This is a genomic window from Enterobacter sp. ZOR0014 (assembly GCF_000798855.1).
Classification (GTDB): domain Bacteria; phylum Pseudomonadota; class Gammaproteobacteria; order Enterobacterales; family Enterobacteriaceae; genus Enterobacter; species Enterobacter kobei.
In genome coordinates this window covers 18,844-42,540 of the sequence record NZ_JTLF01000147.1, presented here as the reverse complement: position 1 = coordinate 42,540, position 23,697 = coordinate 18,844, and the positions used below count along the sequence as shown (strand labels likewise).

General features: G+C 55.3%; 20 protein-coding genes. All 20 read left to right on the top strand.

Features of this window, described 5'->3' with window-relative positions; all coding sequences use genetic code 11:
• Positions 1–492, top strand: coding sequence for an acetolactate synthase small subunit (gene ilvN / locus L977_RS07685; RefSeq protein WP_014882536.1), 492 nt, complete (start codon positions 1–3; stop codon positions 490–492).
• A gap of 179 nt (positions 493–671) precedes the next feature.
• Positions 672–1,679 carry a catabolite repressor/activator gene (cra, locus tag L977_RS07680; RefSeq protein ID WP_014168621.1) on the top strand — a complete coding sequence of 336 codons (1,008 nt, stop codon included), beginning with the start codon at positions 672–674 and terminating at the stop codon, positions 1,677–1,679.
• Between the two features lie 598 nt (positions 1,680–2,277).
• Positions 2,278–2,736, top strand: a complete 459-nt coding sequence (gene mraZ, locus L977_RS07675; RefSeq protein ID WP_014882537.1) for a division/cell wall cluster transcriptional repressor MraZ — start codon at positions 2,278–2,280, stop codon at positions 2,734–2,736.
• A 2-nt stretch (positions 2,737–2,738) separates the two neighbouring features.
• On the top strand, positions 2,739–3,680 hold the full coding sequence (gene rsmH, locus L977_RS07670; protein WP_014882538.1) for a 16S rRNA (cytosine(1402)-N(4))-methyltransferase RsmH: 942 nt from the start codon (positions 2,739–2,741) through the stop codon (positions 3,678–3,680).
• A complete protein-coding gene (gene ftsL, locus L977_RS07665; protein ID WP_014068894.1) occupies positions 3,677–4,042 on the top strand; it encodes a cell division protein FtsL in 366 nt (121 codons plus the stop codon). Before rsmH ends, ftsL begins: the two co-directional genes overlap by 4 nt.
• A gap of 15 nt (positions 4,043–4,057) precedes the next feature.
• Positions 4,058–5,824, top strand: a complete 1,767-nt coding sequence (locus L977_RS07660; RefSeq protein ID WP_014882539.1) for a peptidoglycan glycosyltransferase FtsI — start codon at positions 4,058–4,060, stop codon at positions 5,822–5,824.
• Entirely contained in the window at positions 5,811–7,298 is a 1,488-nt protein-coding gene (murE, locus tag L977_RS07655) for a UDP-N-acetylmuramoyl-L-alanyl-D-glutamate--2,6-diaminopimelate ligase (RefSeq protein ID WP_052192611.1), read from the top strand. The genes L977_RS07660 and murE overlap by 14 nt, the downstream gene beginning before the upstream one ends.
• The gene (gene murF, locus L977_RS07650) at positions 7,295–8,653 is read left to right on the top strand and encodes a UDP-N-acetylmuramoyl-tripeptide--D-alanyl-D-alanine ligase (RefSeq protein WP_045134570.1); all 1,359 of its coding nucleotides are present in this window, start codon (positions 7,295–7,297) and stop codon (positions 8,651–8,653) included. Before murE ends, murF begins: the two co-directional genes overlap by 4 nt.
• Positions 8,647–9,729 (top strand): phospho-N-acetylmuramoyl-pentapeptide-transferase, encoded by a 1,083-nt coding sequence (gene mraY / locus L977_RS07645; protein ID WP_008501985.1) that lies wholly within the window; start codon positions 8,647–8,649, stop codon positions 9,727–9,729. Before murF ends, mraY begins: the two co-directional genes overlap by 7 nt.
• 2 nt (positions 9,730–9,731) lie before the next feature.
• On the top strand, positions 9,732–11,048 hold the full coding sequence (gene murD / locus L977_RS07640) for a UDP-N-acetylmuramoyl-L-alanine--D-glutamate ligase (RefSeq protein WP_045134571.1): 1,317 nt from the start codon (positions 9,732–9,734) through the stop codon (positions 11,046–11,048).
• Positions 11,048–12,292 (top strand): cell division protein FtsW, encoded by a 1,245-nt coding sequence (gene ftsW / locus L977_RS07635; protein ID WP_014882543.1) that lies wholly within the window; start codon positions 11,048–11,050, stop codon positions 12,290–12,292. Before murD ends, ftsW begins: the two co-directional genes overlap by 1 nt.
• A complete protein-coding gene (gene murG, locus L977_RS07630) occupies positions 12,289–13,353 on the top strand; it encodes an undecaprenyldiphospho-muramoylpentapeptide beta-N-acetylglucosaminyltransferase (protein WP_047625532.1) in 1,065 nt (354 codons plus the stop codon). Before ftsW ends, murG begins: the two co-directional genes overlap by 4 nt.
• 56 nt (positions 13,354–13,409) lie before the next feature.
• A complete protein-coding gene (murC, locus tag L977_RS07625) occupies positions 13,410–14,885 on the top strand; it encodes a UDP-N-acetylmuramate--L-alanine ligase (RefSeq protein WP_014882545.1) in 1,476 nt (491 codons plus the stop codon).
• Positions 14,878–15,798 (top strand): D-alanine--D-alanine ligase, encoded by a 921-nt coding sequence (locus L977_RS07620; RefSeq protein ID WP_047625531.1) that lies wholly within the window; start codon positions 14,878–14,880, stop codon positions 15,796–15,798. The genes murC and L977_RS07620 overlap by 8 nt, the downstream gene beginning before the upstream one ends.
• A 1-nt stretch (position 15,799) precedes the next feature.
• Positions 15,800–16,642 carry a cell division protein FtsQ gene (gene ftsQ, locus L977_RS07615; RefSeq protein WP_014882547.1) on the top strand — a complete coding sequence of 281 codons (843 nt, stop codon included), beginning with the start codon at positions 15,800–15,802 and terminating at the stop codon, positions 16,640–16,642.
• On the top strand, positions 16,639–17,895 hold the full coding sequence (gene ftsA / locus L977_RS07610; protein ID WP_006173845.1) for a cell division protein FtsA: 1,257 nt from the start codon (positions 16,639–16,641) through the stop codon (positions 17,893–17,895). The genes ftsQ and ftsA overlap by 4 nt, the downstream gene beginning before the upstream one ends.
• Positions 17,896–17,958: 63 nt before the next feature.
• Positions 17,959–19,110, top strand: a complete 1,152-nt coding sequence (gene ftsZ / locus L977_RS07605) for a cell division protein FtsZ (RefSeq protein ID WP_008501978.1) — start codon at positions 17,959–17,961, stop codon at positions 19,108–19,110.
• 101 nt (positions 19,111–19,211) lie between these two features.
• A complete protein-coding gene (gene lpxC / locus L977_RS07600) occupies positions 19,212–20,129 on the top strand; it encodes a UDP-3-O-acyl-N-acetylglucosamine deacetylase (protein WP_014882548.1) in 918 nt (305 codons plus the stop codon).
• A 279-nt stretch (positions 20,130–20,408) separates the two neighbouring features.
• Positions 20,409–20,912 (top strand): secA translation cis-regulator SecM, encoded by a 504-nt coding sequence (gene secM / locus L977_RS07595; protein ID WP_014882549.1) that lies wholly within the window; start codon positions 20,409–20,411, stop codon positions 20,910–20,912.
• A gap of 58 nt (positions 20,913–20,970) precedes the next feature.
• A complete protein-coding gene (gene secA / locus L977_RS07590; protein ID WP_014882550.1) occupies positions 20,971–23,676 on the top strand; it encodes a preprotein translocase subunit SecA in 2,706 nt (901 codons plus the stop codon).
• Positions 23,677–23,697: the final 21 nt, after the last annotated feature.

Below are 23,697 nucleotides of genomic sequence, written 5' to 3'. Positions count from 1 at the left end.
ATGCGCCGGATATTATCTGTATTGCTGGAAAACGAGTCTGGCGCACTGTCGCGCGTCATTGGGCTTTTCGCGCAGCGCGGCTATAACATAGAAAGCCTGACCGTTGCCCCCACGGACGACCCGACGCTGTCGCGTATGACGATTCAGACCGTTGGTGATGCCAAAGTGCTTGAGCAGATTGAGAAGCAACTGCATAAACTGGTTGATGTCCTGCGCGTGAGCGAGCTGGGGCAGGGGGCTTATGTTGAGCGTGAGGTCATGCTGGTAAAAATTCAGGCCAGCGGCTACGGGCGTGAAGAGGTCAAACGCAATGCGGATATTTTCCGCGGGCAGATCATTGACGTCACGCCTTCTCTTTATACGGTTCAACTGGTCGGGACCAGTGACAAGCTGGACGCTTTTCTGGCGTCCGTGCGGGATGTAGCAAAAATTGTTGAAGTGGCCAGATCGGGCGTTGTGGGTCTGTCACGCGGCGAGAAAATCATGCGTTAGTTGTTAAAAAGGTTCGCCTCTTTCTGCCCGGTCACCAAAGCCGGGCTTTTTTTTGCGTAATCAGCCAATAACGCAGATAAAAGCGGTTGCCGCGAAGGCTTTTCTGCGTTTAGATGTTAAAAGATTTAACCATAACCTTGACAGGGCCATGGACTCTTTTCTTTTTTTAAGGGGCAATTGTGAAACTGGATGAAATCGCCCGGCTAGCCGGCGTGTCACGAACAACGGCCAGCTATGTGATTAACGGTAAAGCAAAGCAGTACCGTGTCAGCGATAAAACCGTTGAAAAAGTTATGGCGGTGGTTCGTGAGCATAACTACCATCCGAATGCTGTCGCTGCCGGCCTGCGCGCCGGGCGCACCCGATCGATTGGTCTGGTGATCCCCGATCTGGAAAATACCAGCTATACCCGTATCGCCAACTATCTTGAGCGTCAGGCTCGCCAGCGCGGCTACCAGTTGCTGATTGCCTGTTCTGAAGATCAGCCGGACAACGAGATGCGCTGCATTGAACATCTGCTCCAGCGCCAGGTGGATGCCATCATTGTATCGACCTCCTTACCGCCAGAGCATCCATTCTACCAGCGCTGGGCGAACGATCCTTTCCCTATCGTTGCGCTGGATCGTGCGCTCGATCGCGAGCATTTCACCAGCGTAGTGGGTGCCGACCAGGATGATGCGGAAATGCTTGCCGCGGAGCTGAGAACCTTCCCTGCTGAAACGGTACTCTATCTTGGCGCATTGCCTGAACTTTCAGTGAGCTTCCTGCGTGAACAGGGGTTCCGAACCGCCTGGAAAGACGATCCGCGTGAAGTCCACTATCTCTACGCCAATAGCTATGAACGTGAAGCCGCTGCGCAGCTCTTTGAGAAATGGCTGGAAACGCACCCGATGCCCCAGGCGCTGTTCACGACATCCTTTGCACTCTTGCAGGGGGTGATGGATGTGACCCTGCGCCGTGAAGGTAAGCTTCCCTCCGACCTGGCTATTGCCACTTTCGGGGATAACGAGCTGCTCGACTTCCTGCAGTGTCCGGTGCTGGCCGTGGCACAGCGTCACCGTGATGTGGCTGAACGCGTACTGGAGATTGTTCTGGCGAGCCTGGATGAGCCGAGAAAACCGAAGCCGGGTCTGACACGTATCAAACGTAATCTCTATCATCGCGGAATTCTTAGCCGCCATAAATGAAATGACGGGGCGGTGAAAACGGCCCCTTATTGCGGGAATAATTCGCTGAGTTAATTCCCGCAATGAAATTAGGATAATTCCTGCAGGATCATAATCTCCTCATTTTCTTAATTCATTTTGGCTTTTAAACTGCCCTTTAAGGAGCTTGAAAGCGATTTTAAACCGCTATCTTTGTATTATTTTGTTACAAACCGGCTTCGGTCGATGAATATTCAGACGTTTTTCCTGGACCCTGACCAGCCAGCGTGGCAACGGCCGCCTTAACCACGCGTCTGAATGAATCTGGCGCTGTTATCCCCTGAGAATCTGTCATAAAATGCTGCCCGCGTCGCAAACTGACACTTTATATTTATCTGCGATGATATTGAGTGAGCTTTAACGCTAGTGTGCATATTCGGTTTTTTTCTTACAAATATTCATAACGTTAATTTTGCCTCGCCAGTTGTTCAGTTATTAGTCAGGTCTGTTTATCTCTGTAAATAGAGGGCTTTCGGGTCCTTATAGGGAGAGTCCTGGCTTGACAAGCTTTTCCCTCGCTCCGTAAACTCCTTTAGGTGGGAATTTGTGGGTTAAAGTGGTGAGGAGGGGTGAGACTGGCATGTTCCGTGGAGCTACGTTAGTCAATCTCGACAGCAAAGGGCGTTTATCGGTGCCAACCCGATACCGCGACCAGCTGATTGAGAACGCTTCGGGTCAAATGGTTTGCACCATTGACATCAACTCCCCCTGCCTGCTGCTTTACCCCTTACCCGAATGGGAAATTATTGAGCAAAAGCTGTCGCGACTGTCGAGCATGAACCCGCAAGAGCGCCGCGTACAGCGGCTGTTATTGGGACATGCCAGTGAGTGTCAGATGGATAGCGCAGGGCGATTACTGATTGCGCCTGTGCTGCGGCAACATGCCGGTCTGACTAAAGAAGTGATGCTGGTCGGGCAGTTCAACAAGTTTGAACTGTGGGATGAAACGACCTGGTATCAACAGGTCAAGGAAGATATCGACGCTGAGCAGTCCGATTCCGCAACTTTATCGGAACGGCTGCAGGACTTGTCTCTATAAATATGATGGAAAATTATAAACACAAAACGGTGTTACTGGATGAGGCCGTGAACGGCCTGAATATTCGTCCGGATGGCATCTACATTGATGGTACGTTTGGTCGCGGTGGTCACTCGCGTTTGATTCTCTCCCAGCTTGGAGAGGAAGGACGTCTGCTGGCAATTGATCGCGATCCGCAGGCGATTGCCGTTGCACAGACCATCAATGACCCTCGCTTTTCCATCGTGCATGGACCTTTCTCTGCGCTCGCCGATTACGTTGCCGAGCGCGGCCTGACGGGCAAGATCGACGGGATTCTTCTCGATCTTGGCGTCTCTTCACCACAGCTTGATGATGCTGAACGCGGTTTCTCCTTTATGCGTGATGGTCCGCTGGATATGCGTATGGACCCGACGCGCGGCCAGTCTGCTGCCGAATGGCTGCAGACCGCTGACGAAGCGGATATTGCATGGGTGATCAAAACCTTTGGCGAAGAACGTTTTGGCAAGCGCATTGCGCGCGCCATCGTTGAGCGCAACCGCGTTGAGCCCATGACCCGTACCAAAGAGCTGGCCGAAGTGATCGCGGCGGCGACGCCGGTGAAGGATAAGCACAAACATCCCGCGACCCGTACCTTCCAGGCGGTGCGCATCTGGGTAAACAGTGAACTGGAGGAAATAGAGCTGGCGCTAAAAAGCTCGCTCGACGTACTGGCCCCGGGTGGGCGGTTATCCATCATCAGCTTCCATTCGCTGGAAGACCGCATTGTGAAGCGCTTTATGCGTGAGCAAAGCCGCGGTCCTCAGGTTCCTGCGGGGTTGCCGATGACGGAAGAACAACTCAGGAAGCTGGGTGGTCGTCAGTTGCGAGCATTAGGCAAGTTGATGCCGGGCGAAGAAGAGGTGGCAGAGAATCCACGCGCCCGTAGTTCAGTGCTGCGAGTTGCAGAGAGGACGAACGCATGATCAGCAGAGTGACAGAAACCCTAAGCAAAGTTAAGGGATCGTTAGGAAGCAACGAGCGCCATGCCTTGCCTGGCGTGATCGGCGACGATCTTTTGCGGTTCGGGAAACTGCCACTCTGCCTGTTCATTTGCATCATTGTTACGGCAGTCACGGTGGTCACCACAGCCCACCATACACGTTTATTGACTGCGCAACGCGAGCAGATGGTACTGGAACGCGATGCGCTGGATATTGAATGGCGAAATCTGATCCTTGAAGAAAACGCGCTCGGCGATCACAGCCGGGTTGAACGGATCGCAACGGAAAAGCTGCAACTGCAGCATGTTGATCCTTCCCAGGAAAATATCGTAGTACAAAAATAAGGGAAAACGCGACGCATGAAAGCAGCGGCAAAAACGCTAAAACCAAAACGTCAGGAAGAACAGGCCAACTTTGTCAGTTGGCGTTTTGCGTTGCTTTGCGGCTGCATTTTACTGGCGCTGGGTTTCCTGCTGGGACGTGTGGCGTGGTTGCAAATCATCGCCCCTGACATGCTGGTACGTCAGGGGGATATGCGCTCTCTGCGTGTGCAGGAAGTGTCGACATCACGTGGGATGATCACTGACCGTTCTGGTCGCCCGCTGGCCGTGAGTGTGCCGGTAAAAGCGATTTGGGCCGACCCGAAAGAGCTGCACGACGCTGGTGGCATTACGCTGGACAACCGCTGGAAAGCGCTGTCAGATGCCCTGAAAATGCCGCTGGATCAGCTGGCTTCCCGCGTTAACGCCAACCCGAAAGGGCGTTTTATCTATCTGGCGCGTCAGGTTAACCCTGACATGGCGGACTACATTCGTAAACTGAAGCTGCCGGGCATTCATCTGCGTGAGGAATCCCGTCGTTATTATCCGTCCGGCGAAGTAACCGCTCACCTCATCGGCTTCACTAACGTCGATAGTCAGGGGATTGAGGGCGTTGAAAAAAGCTTCGATAAGTGGCTCACCGGCCAGCCGGGCGAGCGCATTGTGCGTAAAGACCGCTATGGGCGCGTCATCGAAGATATTTCCTCTACGGACAGCCAGGCGGCACACAACCTGGCACTGAGTATCGACGAGCGCTTGCAGGCGCTGGTTTATCGCGAGCTGAACAACGCCGTAGCGTTCAACAAAGCGGAGTCTGGCAGTGCCGTGCTGGTTGATGTCAGCACCGGCGAAGTGCTGGCGATGGCTAACAGTCCGTCCTACAACCCGAATAACTTTACCGGTACCGCAAAAGATGCGATGCGTAACCGGGCAATTACCGACGTGTTCGAACCTGGCTCCACGGTGAAACCGATGGTGGTGATGACGGCGCTTCAGCGCGGCATCGTCAATGAAAACACGGTTCTGAACACGATCCCTTACCGTATCAACGGCCACGAGATTAAAGACGTGGCGCGCTACAGCGAATTGACCCTGACCGGGGTGTTACAGAAGTCGAGTAACGTCGGTGTTTCAAAGCTGGCGTTAGCGATGCCGTCCTCAGCGTTAGTAGAGACTTACTCACGTTTTGGACTGGGAAAGGCGACCAATTTGGGGTTGGTCGGAGAACGCAGTGGCTTATATCCTCAAAAACAACGGTGGTCTGACATAGAGAGGGCCACCTTCTCTTTCGGCTATGGGCTAATGGTAACTCCGTTACAGTTAGCGCGAGTCTACGCAACGATTGGCAGCTATGGCGTCTATCGCCCGCTGTCGATTACCAAAGTTGATCCCCCGGTTCCGGGCGAGCGTATCTTCCCGGAATCCATCGTTCGTACCGTTGTGCACATGATGGAAAGCGTGGCGCTGCCCGGCGGCGGCGGCGTGAAGGCGGCGATCAAAGGCTATCGCATTGCCATTAAAACCGGTACAGCGAAAAAGGTGGGGCCAGACGGCCGCTACATCAACAAATACATTGCCTATACCGCAGGCGTAGCGCCTGCAAGCAATCCGCGTTTTGCGCTGGTGGTCGTCATAAACGATCCACAGGCGGGTAAATACTACGGCGGCGCCGTCTCCGCGCCTGTGTTCGGGGCTATCATGGGCGGCGTGTTACGTACCATGAACATTGAACCGGATGCGCTGGCGACGGGCGAAAAAAGTGAATTTGTAATTAATCAAGGCGAGGGTACAGGTGGCAGATCGTAATTTGCGCGACCTTCTCGCTCCGTGGGTGCCAAATGCACCGGAGCGAGCACTGCGAGAGATGGTACTGGACAGCCGCGTTGCGGCTTCTGGCGATCTTTTTGTGGCGGTGGTCGGTCATCAGGCGGACGGGCGTCGTTATATCCCGCAGGCGATTGCGCAAGGTGTTGCTGCCATTATTGCTGAGGCCAAAGATGAGGCAACCGACGGTGAGATCCGTGAAATGCACGGTGTGCCGGTTATCTATCTCAGCCAGTTGAATGAACGTCTTTCTGCTCTGGCAGGACGTTTTTATCACGAACCTTCCGACCAGCTGCGTCTGGTTGGCGTGACGGGCACGAACGGAAAAACCACCACCACGCAGCTGATGGCGCAATGGGCCCAGTTGCTGGGTGAAACCGGCGCGGTAATGGGCACCGTGGGTAACGGCCTGCTGGGCAAAGTCAGCCCAACGGAAAACACCACCGGCTCGGCAGTTGACGTACAGCATGTTCTTGCCGGTCTGGCAGGGCAGGGGGCAACCTTTGCTGCGATGGAAGTTTCTTCGCACGGTCTGGTACAGCATCGTGTTGCGGCGCTGAAGTTTGCCGCCTCTGTGTTTACCAACCTGAGCCGCGATCATCTTGATTATCATGGTGATATGGAGCATTACGAAGCCGCGAAATGGCTGCTTTTCTCGACTCACCATTACGGACAAGCCATCATCAACGCCGACGACGAAGTGGGCCGCCGCTGGCTGGCGAAGCTGCCGGATGCGGTTGCGGTGTCGATGGAAGACCATATCAATCCGAACTGCCACGGCCGCTGGCTGAAGGCGGTTGAGGTGAATTATCACGACAGCGGGGCGACAATCCGCTTTGCCTCTTCCTGGGGTGAAGGTGAAATTGAAAGCCGCCTGATGGGCGCCTTTAACGTCAGCAACCTGCTGCTGGCCCTGGCAACGCTGCTGGCGCTGGGCTACCCGATGGCTGAACTGCTGAAAACCTCAGCGCGTCTGCAGCCTGTATGCGGCCGTATGGAAGTGTTCAGCGCGCCGGGCAAGCCGACCGTGGTTGTCGATTATGCCCACACGCCGGATGCGCTGGAAAAAGCACTGGAAGCGGCGCGCCTGCACTGCACAGGGAAGCTCTGGTGCGTGTTTGGCTGCGGCGGCGATCGCGATAAAGGCAAACGCCCGCTGATGGGCGCGATTGCGGAACAGTTCGCGGATATTCCGGTAGTAACCGATGACAACCCGCGCACGGAAGAGCCGCGCGCCATCATCAACGACATTCTGGCGGGCATGCTGGACGCCGGTCGCGCCCGCGTAGTGGAGGGCCGTGCGGAAGCCGTGACCAACACCATCATGCAGGCCAAAGAAAATGATGTGGTTCTGCTGGCAGGTAAAGGCCACGAAGATTATCAGATTGTTGGCAATCGTCGTCTGGACTACTCCGACCGCGTAACGGCAGCGCGTCTGCTGGGAGTCGTCGCATGATTAGCATCACCTTAAGCCGGGCGGCTGCGGTACTGCACGGCGAACTGTTGGGTCCAGATCTGACCATTGACGCGGTAACCACCGACACCCGCAAAGTGACCGCGGGTTGTCTGTTTGTGGCGCTGAAAGGCGAGCGTTTTGACGCGCATGATTTTGCCGGGCAGGCTAAAGAAAACGGCGCTGGCGCGCTGCTGGTCAGCCGTAAACTCGATATCGAACTGCCGCAAATTGTAGTGAAAGATACGCGTCTCGCCTTCGGTGAACTGGCCGCCTGGGTTCGTCAGCAGGTGCCAGCTCGCGTTGTCGCGCTAACCGGATCATCAGGCAAAACGTCAGTGAAAGAGATGACGGCGGCGATCCTCAGCCAGTGCGGCAATACACTTTATACCGCGGGCAACCTCAATAATGACATCGGCGTGCCGATGACATTACTTCGCCTGACCAACGAACATGAATTTGCGGTGATCGAGTTAGGAGCAAACCACCAGGGGGAAATCGCCTGGACCGTGAGCCTGACGCGCCCGGAAGCGGCGCTGGTGAATAACCTGGCGGCGGCACATCTGGAAGGCTTTGGCTCGCTGGAAGGCGTGGCGAAAGCGAAAGGCGAGATCTACACCGGTCTGCCCGCTGACGGTATTGCCATTCTCAATGCCGACAACAACGACTGGCTGAACTGGCAGAACATCATTGGCTCGCGTAAAACCTGGCGCTTCTCGCCGAATGCGGCCAACAGTGATTTTACCGCGACCAATATTCATGTGACGTCGCACGGTACAGAGTTCACGCTCACGACCCCAACGGGTGACGTAGACGTGCTGTTACCGCTGCCGGGTCGCCATAACATCGCCAATGCGCTTGCGGCTGCGGCGTTGTCGACGGCCGTGGGCGCGTCGCATGAGGCGATTAAAACCGGGCTGGCAACGTTAAAAGCCGTGCCGGGACGCCTGTTCCCGATCCCGCTTGCGGAAAACAAGCTGCTGCTGGATGACTCTTATAACGCGAACGTTGGCTCAATGACGGCGGCGGTGCAGGTGTTATCTGAAATGCCGGGCTACCGCGTCATGGTGGTCGGCGATATGGCCGAGCTGGGCGACGAAAGCGAAGCCTGTCATATCCAGGTCGGGGAAGCGGCGAAAGCGTCAGGGCTGGACTGTGTGCTGAGCGCAGGAAAACTGAGCGAGGCGATTAGCCGTGCCAGCGGCGTTGGCGAACATTTTGCCGATAAAGCTGCGTTGATTGAGCGCCTGAAGGCGTTGATTACAGAAAAACAAATTGTGACTGTGTTAGTGAAAGGTTCACGTAGTGCCGCCATGGAAGAGGTTGTGCACGCATTACAGGAGAACGGGACATGTTAGTTTGGCTGGCCGAACACTTGGTCAAATATTATTCAGGCTTTAACGTCTTTTCCTATCTGACGTTTCGTGCCATCGTCAGCCTGCTGACTGCGCTGTTCATCTCATTGTGGATGGGCCCGCGCATGATTGCCCGTCTGCAAAAACTCTCTTTCGGCCAGGTGGTGCGTAACGACGGTCCTGAGTCGCACTTCAGTAAACGCGGTACGCCGACCATGGGCGGGATTATGATCCTGACTGCGATCGTTGTCTCCGTGCTGCTGTGGGCGTATCCGTCTAACCCATACGTCTGGTGCGTGCTTACCGTGCTGGTGGGCTATGGGATCATTGGTTTTGTGGATGATTACCGCAAAGTCGTTCGCAAAGACACTAAAGGCCTGATTGCCCGCTGGAAGTACTTCTGGATGTCGGTGATCGCGCTTGGTGTGGCCTTCGCGCTCTATCTGGCAGGAAAAGACACGCCCGCGACCGAGCTGGTGGTGCCGTTCTTTAAAGACGTCATGCCGCAGCTGGGGCTGTTCTATATCCTGCTGGCCTACTTTGTGATCGTCGGAACCGGCAACGCCGTCAACCTGACCGATGGCCTGGATGGTCTGGCCATTATGCCAACCGTCTTTGTGGCGGCCGGTTTTGCACTGGTGGCGTGGGCGACCGGTAACATGAACTTTGCTAACTACCTGCACATCCCTTATCTGCGACACGCGGGTGAGCTGGTGATCGTCTGTACGGCGATTGTCGGCGCGGGGCTGGGCTTCCTGTGGTTCAACACCTATCCGGCGCAGGTCTTTATGGGCGACGTCGGTTCTCTGGCGCTGGGCGGCGCACTGGGCATCATCGCCGTGCTGCTGCGTCAGGAGTTCCTGCTGGTGATCATGGGCGGTGTGTTTGTGGTCGAGACCCTGTCGGTGATTTTGCAGGTCGGCTCCTTCAAGCTGCGCGGTCAGCGCATCTTCCGTATGGCGCCGATTCACCACCACTATGAACTGAAAGGCTGGCCGGAGCCGCGCGTGATTGTGCGCTTCTGGATTATTTCGCTGATGCTGGTGCTGATTGGCCTGGCAACGCTGAAGGTACGTTAATCATGGCAGATTACCAGGGTAAAAAAGTCGTTATCATCGGGTTGGGCCTTACCGGCCTTTCCTGCGTGGACTTTTTCCTTGCGCGTGGCGTGACGCCGCGCGTGATGGATACGCGTGTCTCTCCGCCGGGTCTGGACAAGCTGCCGGAACAGGTTGAACGCCACCTTGGTGGTCTGAATGATGACTGGCTGCTGGCCGCCGATCTGATTGTCGCCAGCCCGGGGATGGCGCTGGCGCACCCTTCACTCAGCGCTGCGGCTGATGCGGGGGTGGAGATTGTCGGTGATATCGAGCTGTTCTGCCGTGAAGTGCAGGCGCCCGTTATTGCGATTACCGGTTCTAATGGTAAAAGCACCGTCACCACTCTGGTGGGCGAAATGGCGAAAGCCGCAGGCATGAACGTCGGCGTGGGCGGTAATATCGGTCTGCCCGCACTGATGCTGCTGGACAAAGGCTGCGAGCTGTATGTCCTTGAGCTTTCCAGCTTCCAGCTGGAAACCACCTCCAGCCTGCGCGCAGCTGCCGCGACGATCCTTAACGTGACCGAAGATCATATGGACAGGTACCCATTTGGTCTTCAGCAGTACCGCGCCGCCAAGCTGCGCGTGTATGAAAATGCCAAAGTCTGCGTGGTTAACGCCGATGATGCGCTGACCATGCCGGTGCGCGGCGCGGACGATCGCTGCATTAGCTTCGGTATCACCATGGGGGATTATCATCTGAACCGTCAGTTGGGTGAAACCTGGCTGCGCGTGAAAGGTGAGAAAGTGCTGAACGTGAAAGAGATGAAGCTCTCCGGCCAGCATAACTACACAAATGCTCTGGCAGCACTGGCGCTGGCGGATGCTGTTGGCCTGCCGCGCTCTTCCAGCCTGAAAGCGTTAACCACGTTTTCCGGTCTGGCGCACCGTTTCCAGCTGGCGCTGGAGCACAACGGCGTGCGCTGGATTAACGACTCCAAAGCCACCAACGTGGGAAGTACGGAGGCCGCGCTGAACGGTCTGCATGTTGACGGTACCCTGCATCTGCTGTTGGGCGGTGACGGCAAATCCGCTGATTTCTCCACCCTGAAGCCGTATCTTTCAGGCGATAACATCCGCCTGTACTGTTTCGGTCGTGACGGCAGCGAGCTGGCTGAATTACGCCCGGAGATTGCCGAGCAAACTGAAACGATGGAACAGGCGATGCGGCTGATCGCCCCGCGCGTGAAGCCGGGGGATATGGTGCTGCTCTCTCCAGCGTGCGCGAGTCTCGATCAGTTTAAGAATTTCGAACAGCGTGGCGATATCTTTACTCGCCTGGCGAAGGAGTTAGGCTGATGCGTTTATCTCTCCCTCGCCTGAAAATGCCGCGCCTGCCAGGATTTGGAATTCTGGTGTGGCTGTTTGCGGCACTGAAAGGCTGGGTGATGGCTTCGCGGGAAAAAGACTCCGATAGCCTGATTATGTACGACCGCACCCTGTTCTGGCTTACGCTGGGGCTGGCGGCGATCGGCTTTATCATGGTGACCTCGGCCTCGATGCCCGTCGGACAGCGTCTGGCTAACGATCCTTTCCTGTTCGCCAAGCGTGACGGGCTGTACATCATTCTGGCGTTCTGTCTGGCGCTGGTGACGCTTCGTCTGCCGATGGCATTCTGGCAGCGGCACAGTACGGCGATGCTGATTGCGTCAATTATCATGCTGCTGATCGTACTGGTTGTCGGGAGCTCCGTTAACGGGGCATCGCGCTGGATTGCGTTTGGCCCGCTGCGTATTCAGCCGGCCGAATTCACCAAGCTTTCGCTGTTCTGCTACCTGGCGAACTACCTGGTGCGTAAGGTCGACGAAGTGCGTAATAACCTTCGCGGCTTCTTAAAACCGATGGGCGTAATTCTGGTGCTCGCGATCCTGCTGCTGGCGCAGCCTGACCTCGGTACCGTGGTGGTGCTGTTTGTCACGACGCTGGCGATGCTTTTCCTGGCAGGGGCCAAGCTGTGGCAGTTCATCGCCATCATCGGAATGGGGATTTCAGCGGTAGTGCTGCTGATCCTCGCCGAGCCTTACCGTATCCGCCGTGTGACCTCGTTCTGGAACCCATGGGAAGATCCGTTCGGCAGTGGTTATCAGCTGACGCAGTCGCTGATGGCGTTTGGTCGCGGTGAGGTTTGGGGGCAAGGGCTGGGTAACTCGGTACAGAAACTGGAGTATTTACCGGAAGCGCACACTGACTTCATCTTCTCCATTATTGGGGAAGAACTGGGTTATATCGGTGTGGTATTGGCGCTATTAATGGTATTCTTCGTCGCTTTCCGCGCCATGTCGATTGGCCGAAAAGCGCTGGAGATCGATCACCGCTTCTCAGGTTTCTTAGCCTGTTCAATTGGGATCTGGTTTAGCTTCCAGGCACTGGTTAACGTCGGCGCCGCAGCGGGTATGCTGCCGACCAAAGGTCTGACGTTGCCGTTGATCAGTTATGGTGGTTCGAGCCTGTTGATCATGTCGACGGCCATTATGTTTTTGTTACGCATAGATTATGAGACGCGTCTGGAGAAAGCCCAGGCGTTTACACGAGGTTCACGATGAATCAACCGAAGCGGTTAATGGTGATGGCAGGCGGTACCGGCGGACATGTGTTCCCGGGGCTGGCGGTTGCGCACCATTTAATGGAGCAGGGCTGGCAGGTACGCTGGCTGGGAACCGCAGACCGCATGGAAGCCGACCTGGTACCGAAGCACGGTATTGAGATCGACTTTATTCGTATTTCCGGCCTTCGTGGCAAAGGTCTTAAGGCGCTGCTGCTGGCTCCGGTGCGAATTTTTAACGCCTGGCGTCAGGCACGCACCATCATGAAGCGTTTTAAGCCTGATGTGGTTCTGGGCATGGGGGGCTACGTCTCTGGCCCAGGCGGGTTGGCTGCGTGGTCGCTAGGTATTCCCGTCGTACTGCATGAGCAGAACGGTATTGCCGGTCTGACCAACAAGTGGCTGGCGAAAATCGCCACCAAAGTTATGCAGGCGTTTCCAGGTGCGTTCCCGAAAGCGGACGTGGTGGGTAACCCGGTGCGTGTGGATGTACTGGCGCTGCCGCTGCCGGACACCCGCCTGACGGGGCGTGAAGGACCGGTACGCGTTCTGGTTGTGGGCGGCTCTCAAGGGGCACGCATTTTAAACCAGACGATGCCGCAGGTGGCTGCAAAGCTGGGTGATGCCGTGACCATTTGGCATCAAAGCGGGAAAGGCGCGCAACAGACCGTTGAGCAGGCTTACGCCGCTGAAGGCCAGCCGCAGCACAAAGTGACCGAATTTATTGACGATATGGCTGCAGCCTATGCCTGGGCCGATGTCGTGGTTTGCCGCTCTGGCGCACTGACGGTAAGCGAAATCGCTGCCGCCGGTTTGCCCGCGGTGTTTGTCCCGTTCCAGCATAAAGACCGACAGCAGTACTGGAACGCGCTGCCGCTTGAGAAAGCCGGTGCGGCGAAGATATTTGAACAGCCACAATTTACCGCCGACGCGGTCGCCACTACCCTGGCGGGCTGGAACAGAGATGCATTGCTGGAGATGGCACAACGCGCGCGCGCGGTGGCAATCCCGGATGCGACTGAACGGGTGGCAAAAGAAGTGAGCCTGGCAGCCCAGGCTTAACCCTCGCAGCGCGTGTTGCGCTGCACGAATTTTAAGTAGTCGATGGCGTTTAGAGAATGAATACACAACAACTGGCAAAACTGCGTTCAATCGTGCCCGAGATGCGTCGCGTCCGGCACATTCACTTTGTTGGCATCGGTGGTGCTGGCATGGGCGGTATTGCCGAAGTGTTAGCTAACGAAGGTTATCAGATCAGCGGGTCTGACCTGGCGCCAAACCCTGTTACGCAGCAACTGGCGTCGCTTGGGGCGACTATCTATTTCAACCATCGCCCTGAAAACGTGCGCGATGCAAGCGTGGTGGTGGTATCGAGCGCTATCTCCTCTGACAACCCGGAAATCGTTGCCGCGCATGAAGCGCGCATTCCGGTGATCCGCCGTGCTGAAATGTTGGCGGAACTGATGCGTTTTCGTCACGGCATCGCGATTGCCGGGACCCACGGTAAAACCACGACGACTGCGATGGTTTCCAGTATTTATGCCGAAGCGGGTCTCGACCCGACGTTCGTCAATGGCGGTCTGGTCAAAGCCGCAGGCGTGCACGCGCGTCTGGGTCACAGCCGTTACCTGATTGCGGAAGCAGATGAGAGCGATGCGTCGTTCCTGCATCTGCAGCCGATGGTGGCGATTGTCACCAATATCGAAGCCGACCATATGGATACCTACCAGGGCGACTTTGAGAATTTAAAGCAGACCTTTATCAACTTCCTGCACAACCTGCCGTTTTATGGCCGCGCGGTGATGTGTGTGGATGACCCGGTCATCCGCGAACTGCTGCCGCGAGTGGGGCGTCAAATCACCACTTACGGCTTCAGTGAGGATGCTGACGTTCGCGTGGAAGAGTACAAACAGGTTGGTGCGCAGGGGCACTTCACGCTGGCGCGTCAGGACAAAGAGCTGCTGCACGTTACGCTGAATGCGCCAGGGCGTCATAACGCCCTCAACGCCGCAGCGGCGGTGGCGGTGGCGACAGAAGAAGGCATCGATGATGAAGCGATCCTGCGCGCGCTGGAAAGCTTCCAGGGCACTGGACGTCGTTTCGATTTCCTCGGTGAATTCCCGCTGGAGGCAGTAAACGGTAAAGCCGGCACCGCTATGCTGGTGGATGACTACGGCCACCATCCAACCGAAGTGGACGCGACCATCAAAGCTGCACGCGCTGGCTGGCCTGAAAAAAATCTGGTCATGATCTTCCAGCCGCACCGCTATACGCGCACCCGCGATCTGTATGACGATTTCGCCAGCGTACTGTCGCAGGTGGATACGCTGCTGATGCTGGATGTTTATGCAGCGGGCGAAACTCCGATTCCGGGGGCTGACAGTCGTTCTTTGTGTCGCACGATTCGCGGACGCGGTAAAGTTGACCCTATTTTGGTTTCTGACCCGGTACAGGTGGCGGAAATTCTGGCACCGGTGCTGACCGGTAACGATCTGATTCTGATCCAGGGTGCGGGAAATATCGGCAAAATCGCCCGTACCTTAGCTGAAATCAAACTGAAGCCGCAAACTCAGGAGGATGAGCATCATGGCTGATAAGATTGCTGTCCTGTCTGGCGGCACGTCCGCCGAGCGCGAGGTTTCTCTGAATTCCGGCGCTGCCGTACTGGCGGGTCTGCGTGAAGGGGGCGTCAATGCGCACCTGGTCGATCCAAAAGAGGTCGACGTGACGCAGTTAAAAGCAATGGGCTTCGATAAAGTCTTTATCGCATTACATGGCCGTGGCGGAGAAGATGGAACCCTGCAGGGGCTTCTGGAGTTGATCGGCATGCCGTACACCGGCAGCGGCGTGATGGCGTCTGCCATCTCTATGGATAAACTGCGCAGTAAGTTACTGTGGCAGGGCGCGGGGCTACCGGTTGCACCGTGGGTGGCGCTGACGCGTCGCGAATTTGAATTGGGCCCGTCTGACAGCGTTAATACACGCATTGCGGCACTGGGCTTACCGGTTATTGTAAAGCCGAGCCGGGAAGGGTCGAGCGTAGGAATGTCAAAAGTCGATAAAGCTGAAGATTTAGCGTCGGCTTTAGCATTGGCATTTCAACACGATGAAGAAGTTCTGATTGAAAAATGGCTCAGCGGGCCGGAATTTACCGTCGCGATGCTTGGCGAAGAAATTTTACCGTCAATTCGCATCCAACCCGCCGGAGTCTTCTATGATTATGAGGCGAAGTATCTCTCTGATGAGACGCAATATTTCTGCCCTTGTGGTCTGGAAGCTGAGCGTGAAGCAGATTTACAGTCCCTGGTGCTTAAAGCCTGGAATATTCTTGGGTGTCGCGGCTGGGGACGCATTGATGTGATGCAGGACAGTGACGGGCAATTTTACCTGCTGGAAGCCAATACCTCTCCGGGAATGACCAGCCATAGCCTTGTGCCGATGGCTGCGCGTCAGGCAGGAATGAGCTTCTCTCAGTTAGTCGTACGTATTCTGGACCAGGCGGGCTGATATGTCTCAGGCTGCATTGAACACGCGCAACCGCGATGACGAAGAAGAATATGCTTCTTCACGCCGGAGTAATGGAACGCGTCTTGCAGGGATTATTTTCCTGCTCGGGGTGCTGTGCACCGTGTTTATCAGCGGCTGGATGGTGCTGGGCTGGATGGAAGATGCGCAGCGGTTGCCTCTGTCAAAGCTGGTGGTGACCGGCGAGCGTCACTACACGCGTAACGATGATATTCGCCAGTCAATTCTGGCGCTGGGATCGCCCGGCACCTTTATGACTCAGGACGTCAATATTATTCAGAGTCAGATTGAACGTCTGCCCTGGATAAAACAGGCGAGTGTCAGAAAGCAATGGCCTGATGAATTGAAGATTCATCTGGTTGAATATGTGCCCATTGCGCGTTGGAATGATCAGCACATGGTTGACGTAGACGGAAATTCCTTCAGCGTCCCATCCGATCGTGTCAACAAGCAAAATTTACCGATGTTGTATGGCCCTGAAGGTAGCGAAAACGAAGTCTTGCAGGGTTTTCGTGAAATGGGTCAGGTGCTGGCGAAGGACAGGTTTACGTTAAAAGATGCTGCAATGACGGCGCGCCGCTCCTGGCAGCTTACGTTGACGAACGGCATTAAGCTCAACCTGGGGCGCGGCGACACAATGAAACGTCTGGCGCGTTTTGTAGAACTTTACCCGGTTTTACAGCAGCAGGCGCAGACGGACGGCAAACGGATAAGCTACGTTGATTTGCGCTATGACTCAGGCGCAGCAGTCGGTTGGGAGCCGGCTCCGGTCGAGGAACCTAATCAGCAACAGAATCAGGCACAGGTACAGGCAGAACAACAATGATCAAGGCGACGGACAGAAAACTGGTAGTTGGACTGGAGATTGGCACCGCTAAGGTTGCCGCTTTAGTAGGGGAAGTTCTGCCCGACGGTATGGTCAATATCATTGGCGTGGGCAGTTGCCCGTCCCGTGGTATGGATAAAGGTGGGGTAAATGACCTTGAGTCGGTGGTGAAATGCGTGCAGCGCGCCATCGATCAGGCTGAATTAATGGCGGATTGCCAGATTTCTTCTGTCTATCTGGCCCTTTCTGGCAAGCACATCAGCTGCCAGAACGAAATCGGTATGGTGCCGATTTCCGAAGAAGAAGTGACGCAGGAAGACGTTGAAAACGTGGTGCATACGGCGAAGTCCGTGCGCGTGCGCGATGAACATCGTGTACTGCACGTGATCCCGCAGGAATATGCGATCGACTATCAGGAAGGGATCAAAAACCCGGTCGGTCTGTCTGGCGTGCGTATGCAGGCAAAAGTGCACCTGATCACATGTCACAACGATATGGCGAAGAACATTGTAAAAGCCGTTGAACGTTGTGGCCTGAAAGTTGACCAACTTATTTTCGCCGGTCTGGCGGCAAGTTATTCCGTGCTGACCGAAGACGAACGTGAACTCGGTGTCTGTGTGGTCGATATTGGTGGTGGTACAATGGACATGGCTGTCTATACAGGCGGTGCGCTGCGCCACACCAAAGTGATCCCTTATGCCGGGAACGTTGTGACCAGCGATATCGCATACGCTTTTGGTACGCCACCGAGCGATGCAGAAGCGATTAAAGTGCGCCACGGCTGTGCGCTGGGTTCAATTGTTGGCAAAGATGAGAGCGTTGAAGTGCCGAGCGTGGGCGGTCGTCCGCCGCGCAGCCTGCAACGTCAGACGCTGGCAGAGGTGATTGAGCCGCGTTATACCGAGCTGCTCAACCTGGTCAACGAAGAGATTTTACAGTTACAGGAACAGCTTCGTCAGCAAGGTGTGAAACATCATCTCGCGGCGGGGATTGTATTAACCGGCGGGGCAGCGCAAATTGAAGGTCTTGCGGCCTGCGCTCAGCGCGTGTTCCATACGCAGGTGCGTATTGGTGCGCCGCTGAATATTACCGGTTTAACGGATTATGCTCAGGAGCCGTACTATTCGACGGCTGTGGGCCTGCTCCACTACGGGAAGGAATCTCATCTCAGTGGTGAAGCAGAAGTGGAAAAACGCGTTTCAGTGGGGTCGTGGGTCAAACGACTGAACAACTGGCTGCGAAAAGAGTTTTAATTTTTTTAAGAGACCGGAGAGAATTAGCGGTCTCGGGCGACAGGCACAACGGAGAGAGAAATTATGTTTGAACCTATGGAACTGACCAACGACGCGGTGATTAAAGTCATCGGCGTCGGTGGCGGCGGCGGTAACGCCGTAGAGCATATGGTGCGTGAACGCATTGAAGGTGTTGAATTCTTTGCGGTTAACACCGATGCGCAGGCACTGCGTAAAACAGCAGTTGGCCAGACTATCCAGATCGGCGGTGGCATCACCAAAGGGCTGGGCGCTGGGGCAAACCCGGAAGTCGGTCGCAACGCGGCTGAAGAAGATCGTGAAGCCCTGCGTGCTGCACTGGAAGGTGCGGACATGGTCTTCATCGCAGCAGGTATGGGCGGCGGTACGGGTACCGGTGCAGCACCTGTTGTCGCAGAAGTCGCTAAAGATTTAGGTATCCTGACCGTTGCTGTCGTGACCAAGCCTTTCAACTTTGAAGGCAAGAAGCGTATGGCTTTCGCGGAGCAGGGTATTACCGAACTGTCCAAGCATGTGGACTCACTGATCACCATCCCGAACGACAAACTGTTGAAAGTTCTGGGTCGCGGTATCTCCCTGCTGGACGCCTTCGGCGCGGCAAACGACGTGCTGAAAGGCGCGGTTCAGGGTATCGCCGAACTGATTACCCGTCCTGGCCTGATGAACGTTGACTTTGCAGACGTTCGTACCGTGATGTCCGAAATGGGCTACGCGATGATGGGCTCTGGCGTGGCAAGCGGTGAAGACCGTGCAGAAGAAGCGGCTGAAATGGCTATCTCTTCTCCACTGCTGGAAGATATCGACCTGTCTGGTGCGCGCGGCGTGCTGGTCAACATTACCGCTGGCTTTGACCTGCGTCTGGATGAGTTCGAAACCGTGGGTAACACTATCCGTGCGTTCGCCTCTGACAATGCCACCGTGGTAATTGGTACGTCTCTCGACCCGGAAATGAACGACGAGCTGCGTGTAACTGTTGTTGCCACCGGTATCGGTATGGACAAGCGTCCTGAGATCACCCTGGTGACCAACAAACAGACTCAGCAACCGGTAATGGATCGTTACCAGCAGCACGGTATGTCTCCTCTGACTCAAGAGCAGAAACCGGCCGCGAAAGTGGTCAACGACCCAACGCCGCAAACGGCGAAAGAGCCAGATTATCTGGATATCCCGGCGTTCCTGCGTAAGCAAGCTGACTAAGAATTGGCTGGAATTTGGGGATTTGCGCTCTTTGTGCTAAACTGGCCCACCGTTAGTGATATACACTTTCGGTTGGATAGTTAATTTGGCGAGATTATACGATGATCAAACAAAGGACACTTAAACGTATCGTTCAGGCGACGGGTGTCGGTTTACATACCGGCAAGAAAGTCACACTGACGTTACGCCCTGCGCCGGCCAATACCGGGGTCATCTATCGTCGCACCGACTTGAATCCACCGGTAGATTTTCCGGCCGATGCCAAATCTGTGCGTGATACTATGCTCTGTACTTGTCTGGTGAACGAGCATGACGTGCGGATTTCTACCGTAGAGCACTTGAACGCCGCCCTGGCGGGTCTGGGTATCGACAACATTATGGTTGAAGTCGATGCGCCAGAAATCCCGATTATGGATGGCAGTGCTGCTCCGTTCGTTTATCTGTTGCTGGATGCCGGCATCGAAGAACTGAACTGCGCGAAGAAATTTGTTCGCATCAAAGAGACCGTTCGTGTCGAAGATGGCGACAAGTGGGCTGAATTCAAACCGTACAATGGTTTCTCGTTGGACTTTACCATCGACTTTAACCATCCGGCGATTGATGCAAGCACCCAACGCTATGCGATGAACTTCTCTGCTGATGCGTTTATGCGCCAGATTAGCCGCGCACGTACGTTTGGCTTCATGCGTGATATCGAATATCTGCAGTCCCGCGGCTTGTGCCTGGGCGGCAGCTTCGATTGTGCCATCGTTGTTGACGATTATCGCGTACTGAACGAAGACGGCCTGCGTTTTGAAGACGAATTCGTGCGTCACAAAATGCTGGATGCGATCGGCGACCTGTTTATGTGTGGTCATAACATCATTGGTGCATTCACCGCGTTTAAATCCGGTCATGCACTGAACAACAAACTGTTGCAGGCAGTCCTGGCAAAACAGGAAGCCTGGGAATATGTGACCTTTGAAGACGAAGCGGAACTGCCGCTGGCCTTCAAAGCACCAAGCACGGTTCTGGCTTAACGGTTCACACCGTTTCGTAAAAAATCGACTGGTTAACCTGGTACTCTCTCCGACCAGGAAGACCAGTCGTTTTTATTTTTACCCGTCTTCGTTTGCCTCAGCATTCTCTCTTGTTTGTCTTGCGCAGAAAATGTGTGCGTTAGCTGCATTCTTGACCGTTTTTCCCTGCAACGATGCCTCATTCCTGCTGTTGTGTAGCGGCATTAGTGGTAATATCTGGGCGCTTAAAAAAAATAACTGAATTTAGCCTGTAACTGGCAGGCTTATGTGGTGGAGCAAGTGAGCGGAATACTGACGCGCTGGCGACAATTTGGCAGACGATACTTCTGGCCGCATCTCTTATTGGGGATGGTCGCGGCAAGTCTCGGCTTGCCTGCGCTCAGCAACAGTGCCGAAGCGGCGACGCCAGCGAAAACCTCCACAACCAAACACGATCTCAACACGCGGGTTAACTTTACTAACCTCGCGTGGCTTGAAGCCAGTCGTCGCCCGAATTTCTCCGTTGATTACTGGCACCAGCACGCTATCCGCACGGTCATTCGTCATCTGTCATTTGCGATGGCGCCGCAGACAATGCCTGTTGCCGAAGAGACGTTGCCGGTACAGGCACAGCACCTTGCCCTGCTGGATACGCTCAACGCGTTGCTCACGCAGGACGGCCAGCCGCCGGTCATGGTTCGCCAGACGGCGCAAACTGTGCTCACTCCGTCAGTCTCATTCTCTGTATCAACCTGGATTAGCCAGGCCCACGGCATCCGCGCCGGGCCGCAACGCCTCAGCTAAATTAACTTTTTCAATACCTTAATTTATCTGCCCACGATGGGGCGTTTGAGAATTTATTATGCTAATCAAATTATTAACTAAAGTTTTTGGTAGTCGTAACGATCGTACACTGCGCCGTATGCGCAAAGCTGTCGCTGTCATCAACGGTATGGAACCGGCGATGGAGAAGCTCTCCGATGACGAGCTGAAAGCAAAAACCGTGGAATTCCGCGCGCGTCTGGAAAAAGGGGAAACCTTAGAAAGCCTGATCCCGGAAGCCTTCGCCGTAGTGCGTGAAGCGAGTAAACGTGTGTTTGGCATGCGTCACTTCGACGTTCAGCTGCTGGGTGGTATGGTGCTTAACGAGCGCTGCATCGCGGAAATGCGTACTGGTGAAGGTAAAACACTGACCGCAACGCTGCCGGCTTACCTGAACGCGCTGACTGGTAAAGGCGTTCACGTGGTTACCGTCAACGACTATCTGGCCCAGCGTGACGCCGAAAACAACCGTCCACTGTTCGAATTCCTCGGCATGACGGTCGGCATCAACATGTCCGGCCTGCCTGCGCCAGCCAAGCGTGAAGCGTATAACGCGGACATCACCTACGGCACCAACAACGAATACGGCTTCGACTACCTGCGTGACAACATGGCCTTCAGCCCTGAAGAGCGCGTCCAGCGTAAACTGCACTACGCGCTGGTGGATGAGGTGGACTCCATCCTGATCGATGAAGCGCGTACCCCGCTGATCATCTCCGGCCCTGCCGAAGACAGCTCTGAGATGTACCGCAAAGTCGACAAAATCATTCCGCACCTGCTGCGTCAGGAGAAAGAAGACTCCGACACCTTCCAGGGTGAAGGTCACTTCTCCGTTGATGAAAAAGCGCGCCAGGTGAACCTGACCGAGCGCGGTCTGGTGAAAATTGAAGAGCTGCTGGTCGCTGAAGGCATTATGGAAGAGGGCGAGTCCCTGTACTCTCCGAGCAACATCATGCTGATGCACCACGTAACGGCTGCACTGCGCGCCCACGCGCTGTTCACCCGTGACGTCGACTACATTGTGAAAGACGGCGAAGTCATCATCGTCGATGAACACACCGGCCGTACCATGCAGGGACGTCGCTGGTCTGACGGTCTGCACCAGGCTGTGGAAGCCAAAGAAGGTGTGGATATTCAGAATGAAAACCAGACCCTGGCGTCCATCACCTTCCAGAACTACTTCCGTCTGTACGAGAAGCTGGCGGGCATGACCGGTACTGCTGATACCGAAGCGTTTGAATTCAGCTCCATCTACAAGCTGGATACCGTTGTCGTTCCAACCAACCGTCCAATGATCCGTAAGGATATGCCGGACCTGGTGTACATGACCGAAGCGGAAAAAATTCAGGCAATCATCGAAGATATTCGCGACCGTACTGCCAATGGGCAGCCGGTTCTGGTGGGGACTATCTCCATCGAGAAATCCGAAGTGGTTTCCAATGAGCTGACGAAAGCAGGCATTAAACACAACGTTCTGAACGCCAAGTTCCACGCTAAAGAAGCGGATATCGTTGCTCAGGCGGGTTATCCGGCTGCCGTGACCATCGCTACCAACATGGCGGGTCGTGGTACCGATATTATGCTGGGCGGTAGCTGGCAGGCTGAGGTTGCTGAGCTGGAAAACCCAACGCCAGAACAGATTGCACAAATCAAAGCCGACTGGCAGGTACGTCACGACGCGGTTCTGGCTTCCGGTGGTTTGCACATTATTGGTACCGAGCGTCACGAATCTCGTCGTATCGACAACCAGCTGCGTGGCCGTGCGGGCCGTCAGGGGGATGCCGGTTCTTCTCGCTTCTACCTGTCTATGGAAGATGCGCTGATGCGTATTTTCGCCTCCGACCGCGTGTCCGGCATGATGCGTAAACTGGGCATGAAACCAGGCGAAGCCATCGAGCACCCGTGGGTCACTAAAGCGATTGCCAACGCGCAGCGTAAAGTGGAAAGCCGCAACTTTGATATTCGTAAGCAGCTGCTGGAGTATGATGACGTCGCGAACGATCAGCGTCGTGCGATCTACACCCAGCGTAACGAACTGCTGGACGTGTCCGACGTGAGCGAAACCATCAACAGCATTCGCGAAGATGTGTTCAAAGCGACCATTGACGGGCATATTCCACCGCAGTCTCTGGAAGAGATGTGGGATATAGAAGGCCTGCAGGAACGTCTGAAGAACGACTTTGACCTCGATCTGCCTATCAAAGAGTGGCTGGACAAAGAGCCTGAACTGCACGAAGAGACGCTGCGCGAACGTATCTTTGAAACCGCGCTGGACGTTTATAAGCGTAAGGAAGAAGTGGTTGGCGCTGAGATGATGCGTCACTTCGAAAAAGGTGTGATGCTGCAGACGCTGGACTCCCTGTGGAAAGAGCACCTGGCGGCAATGGACTACCTGCGTCAGGGTATTCACCTGCGTGGCTATGCGCAGAAAGATCCGAAGCAGGAGTACAAGCGTGAATCCTTCTCCATGTTTGCGTCTATGCTGGAGTCGCTGAAGTATGAAGTGATCAGCACCCTGAGCAAAGTTCAGGTACGTATGCCGGAAGAAGTGGAAGCGATGGAACAACAGCGTCGTGAAGAAGCTGAGCGTCTGGCGCAGATGCAACAGCTGAGCCACCAGACTGACGAGAGCGAAGCTGCAGCGGCGATCGCCGCGCAGACTGGCGATCGTAAAGTGGGTCGTAACGATCCGTGCCCGTGTGGTTCCGGTAAAAAATATAAGGCCTGCCACGGCCGTCTGAGCTAAGTTCATAAGACAATGAAAAGG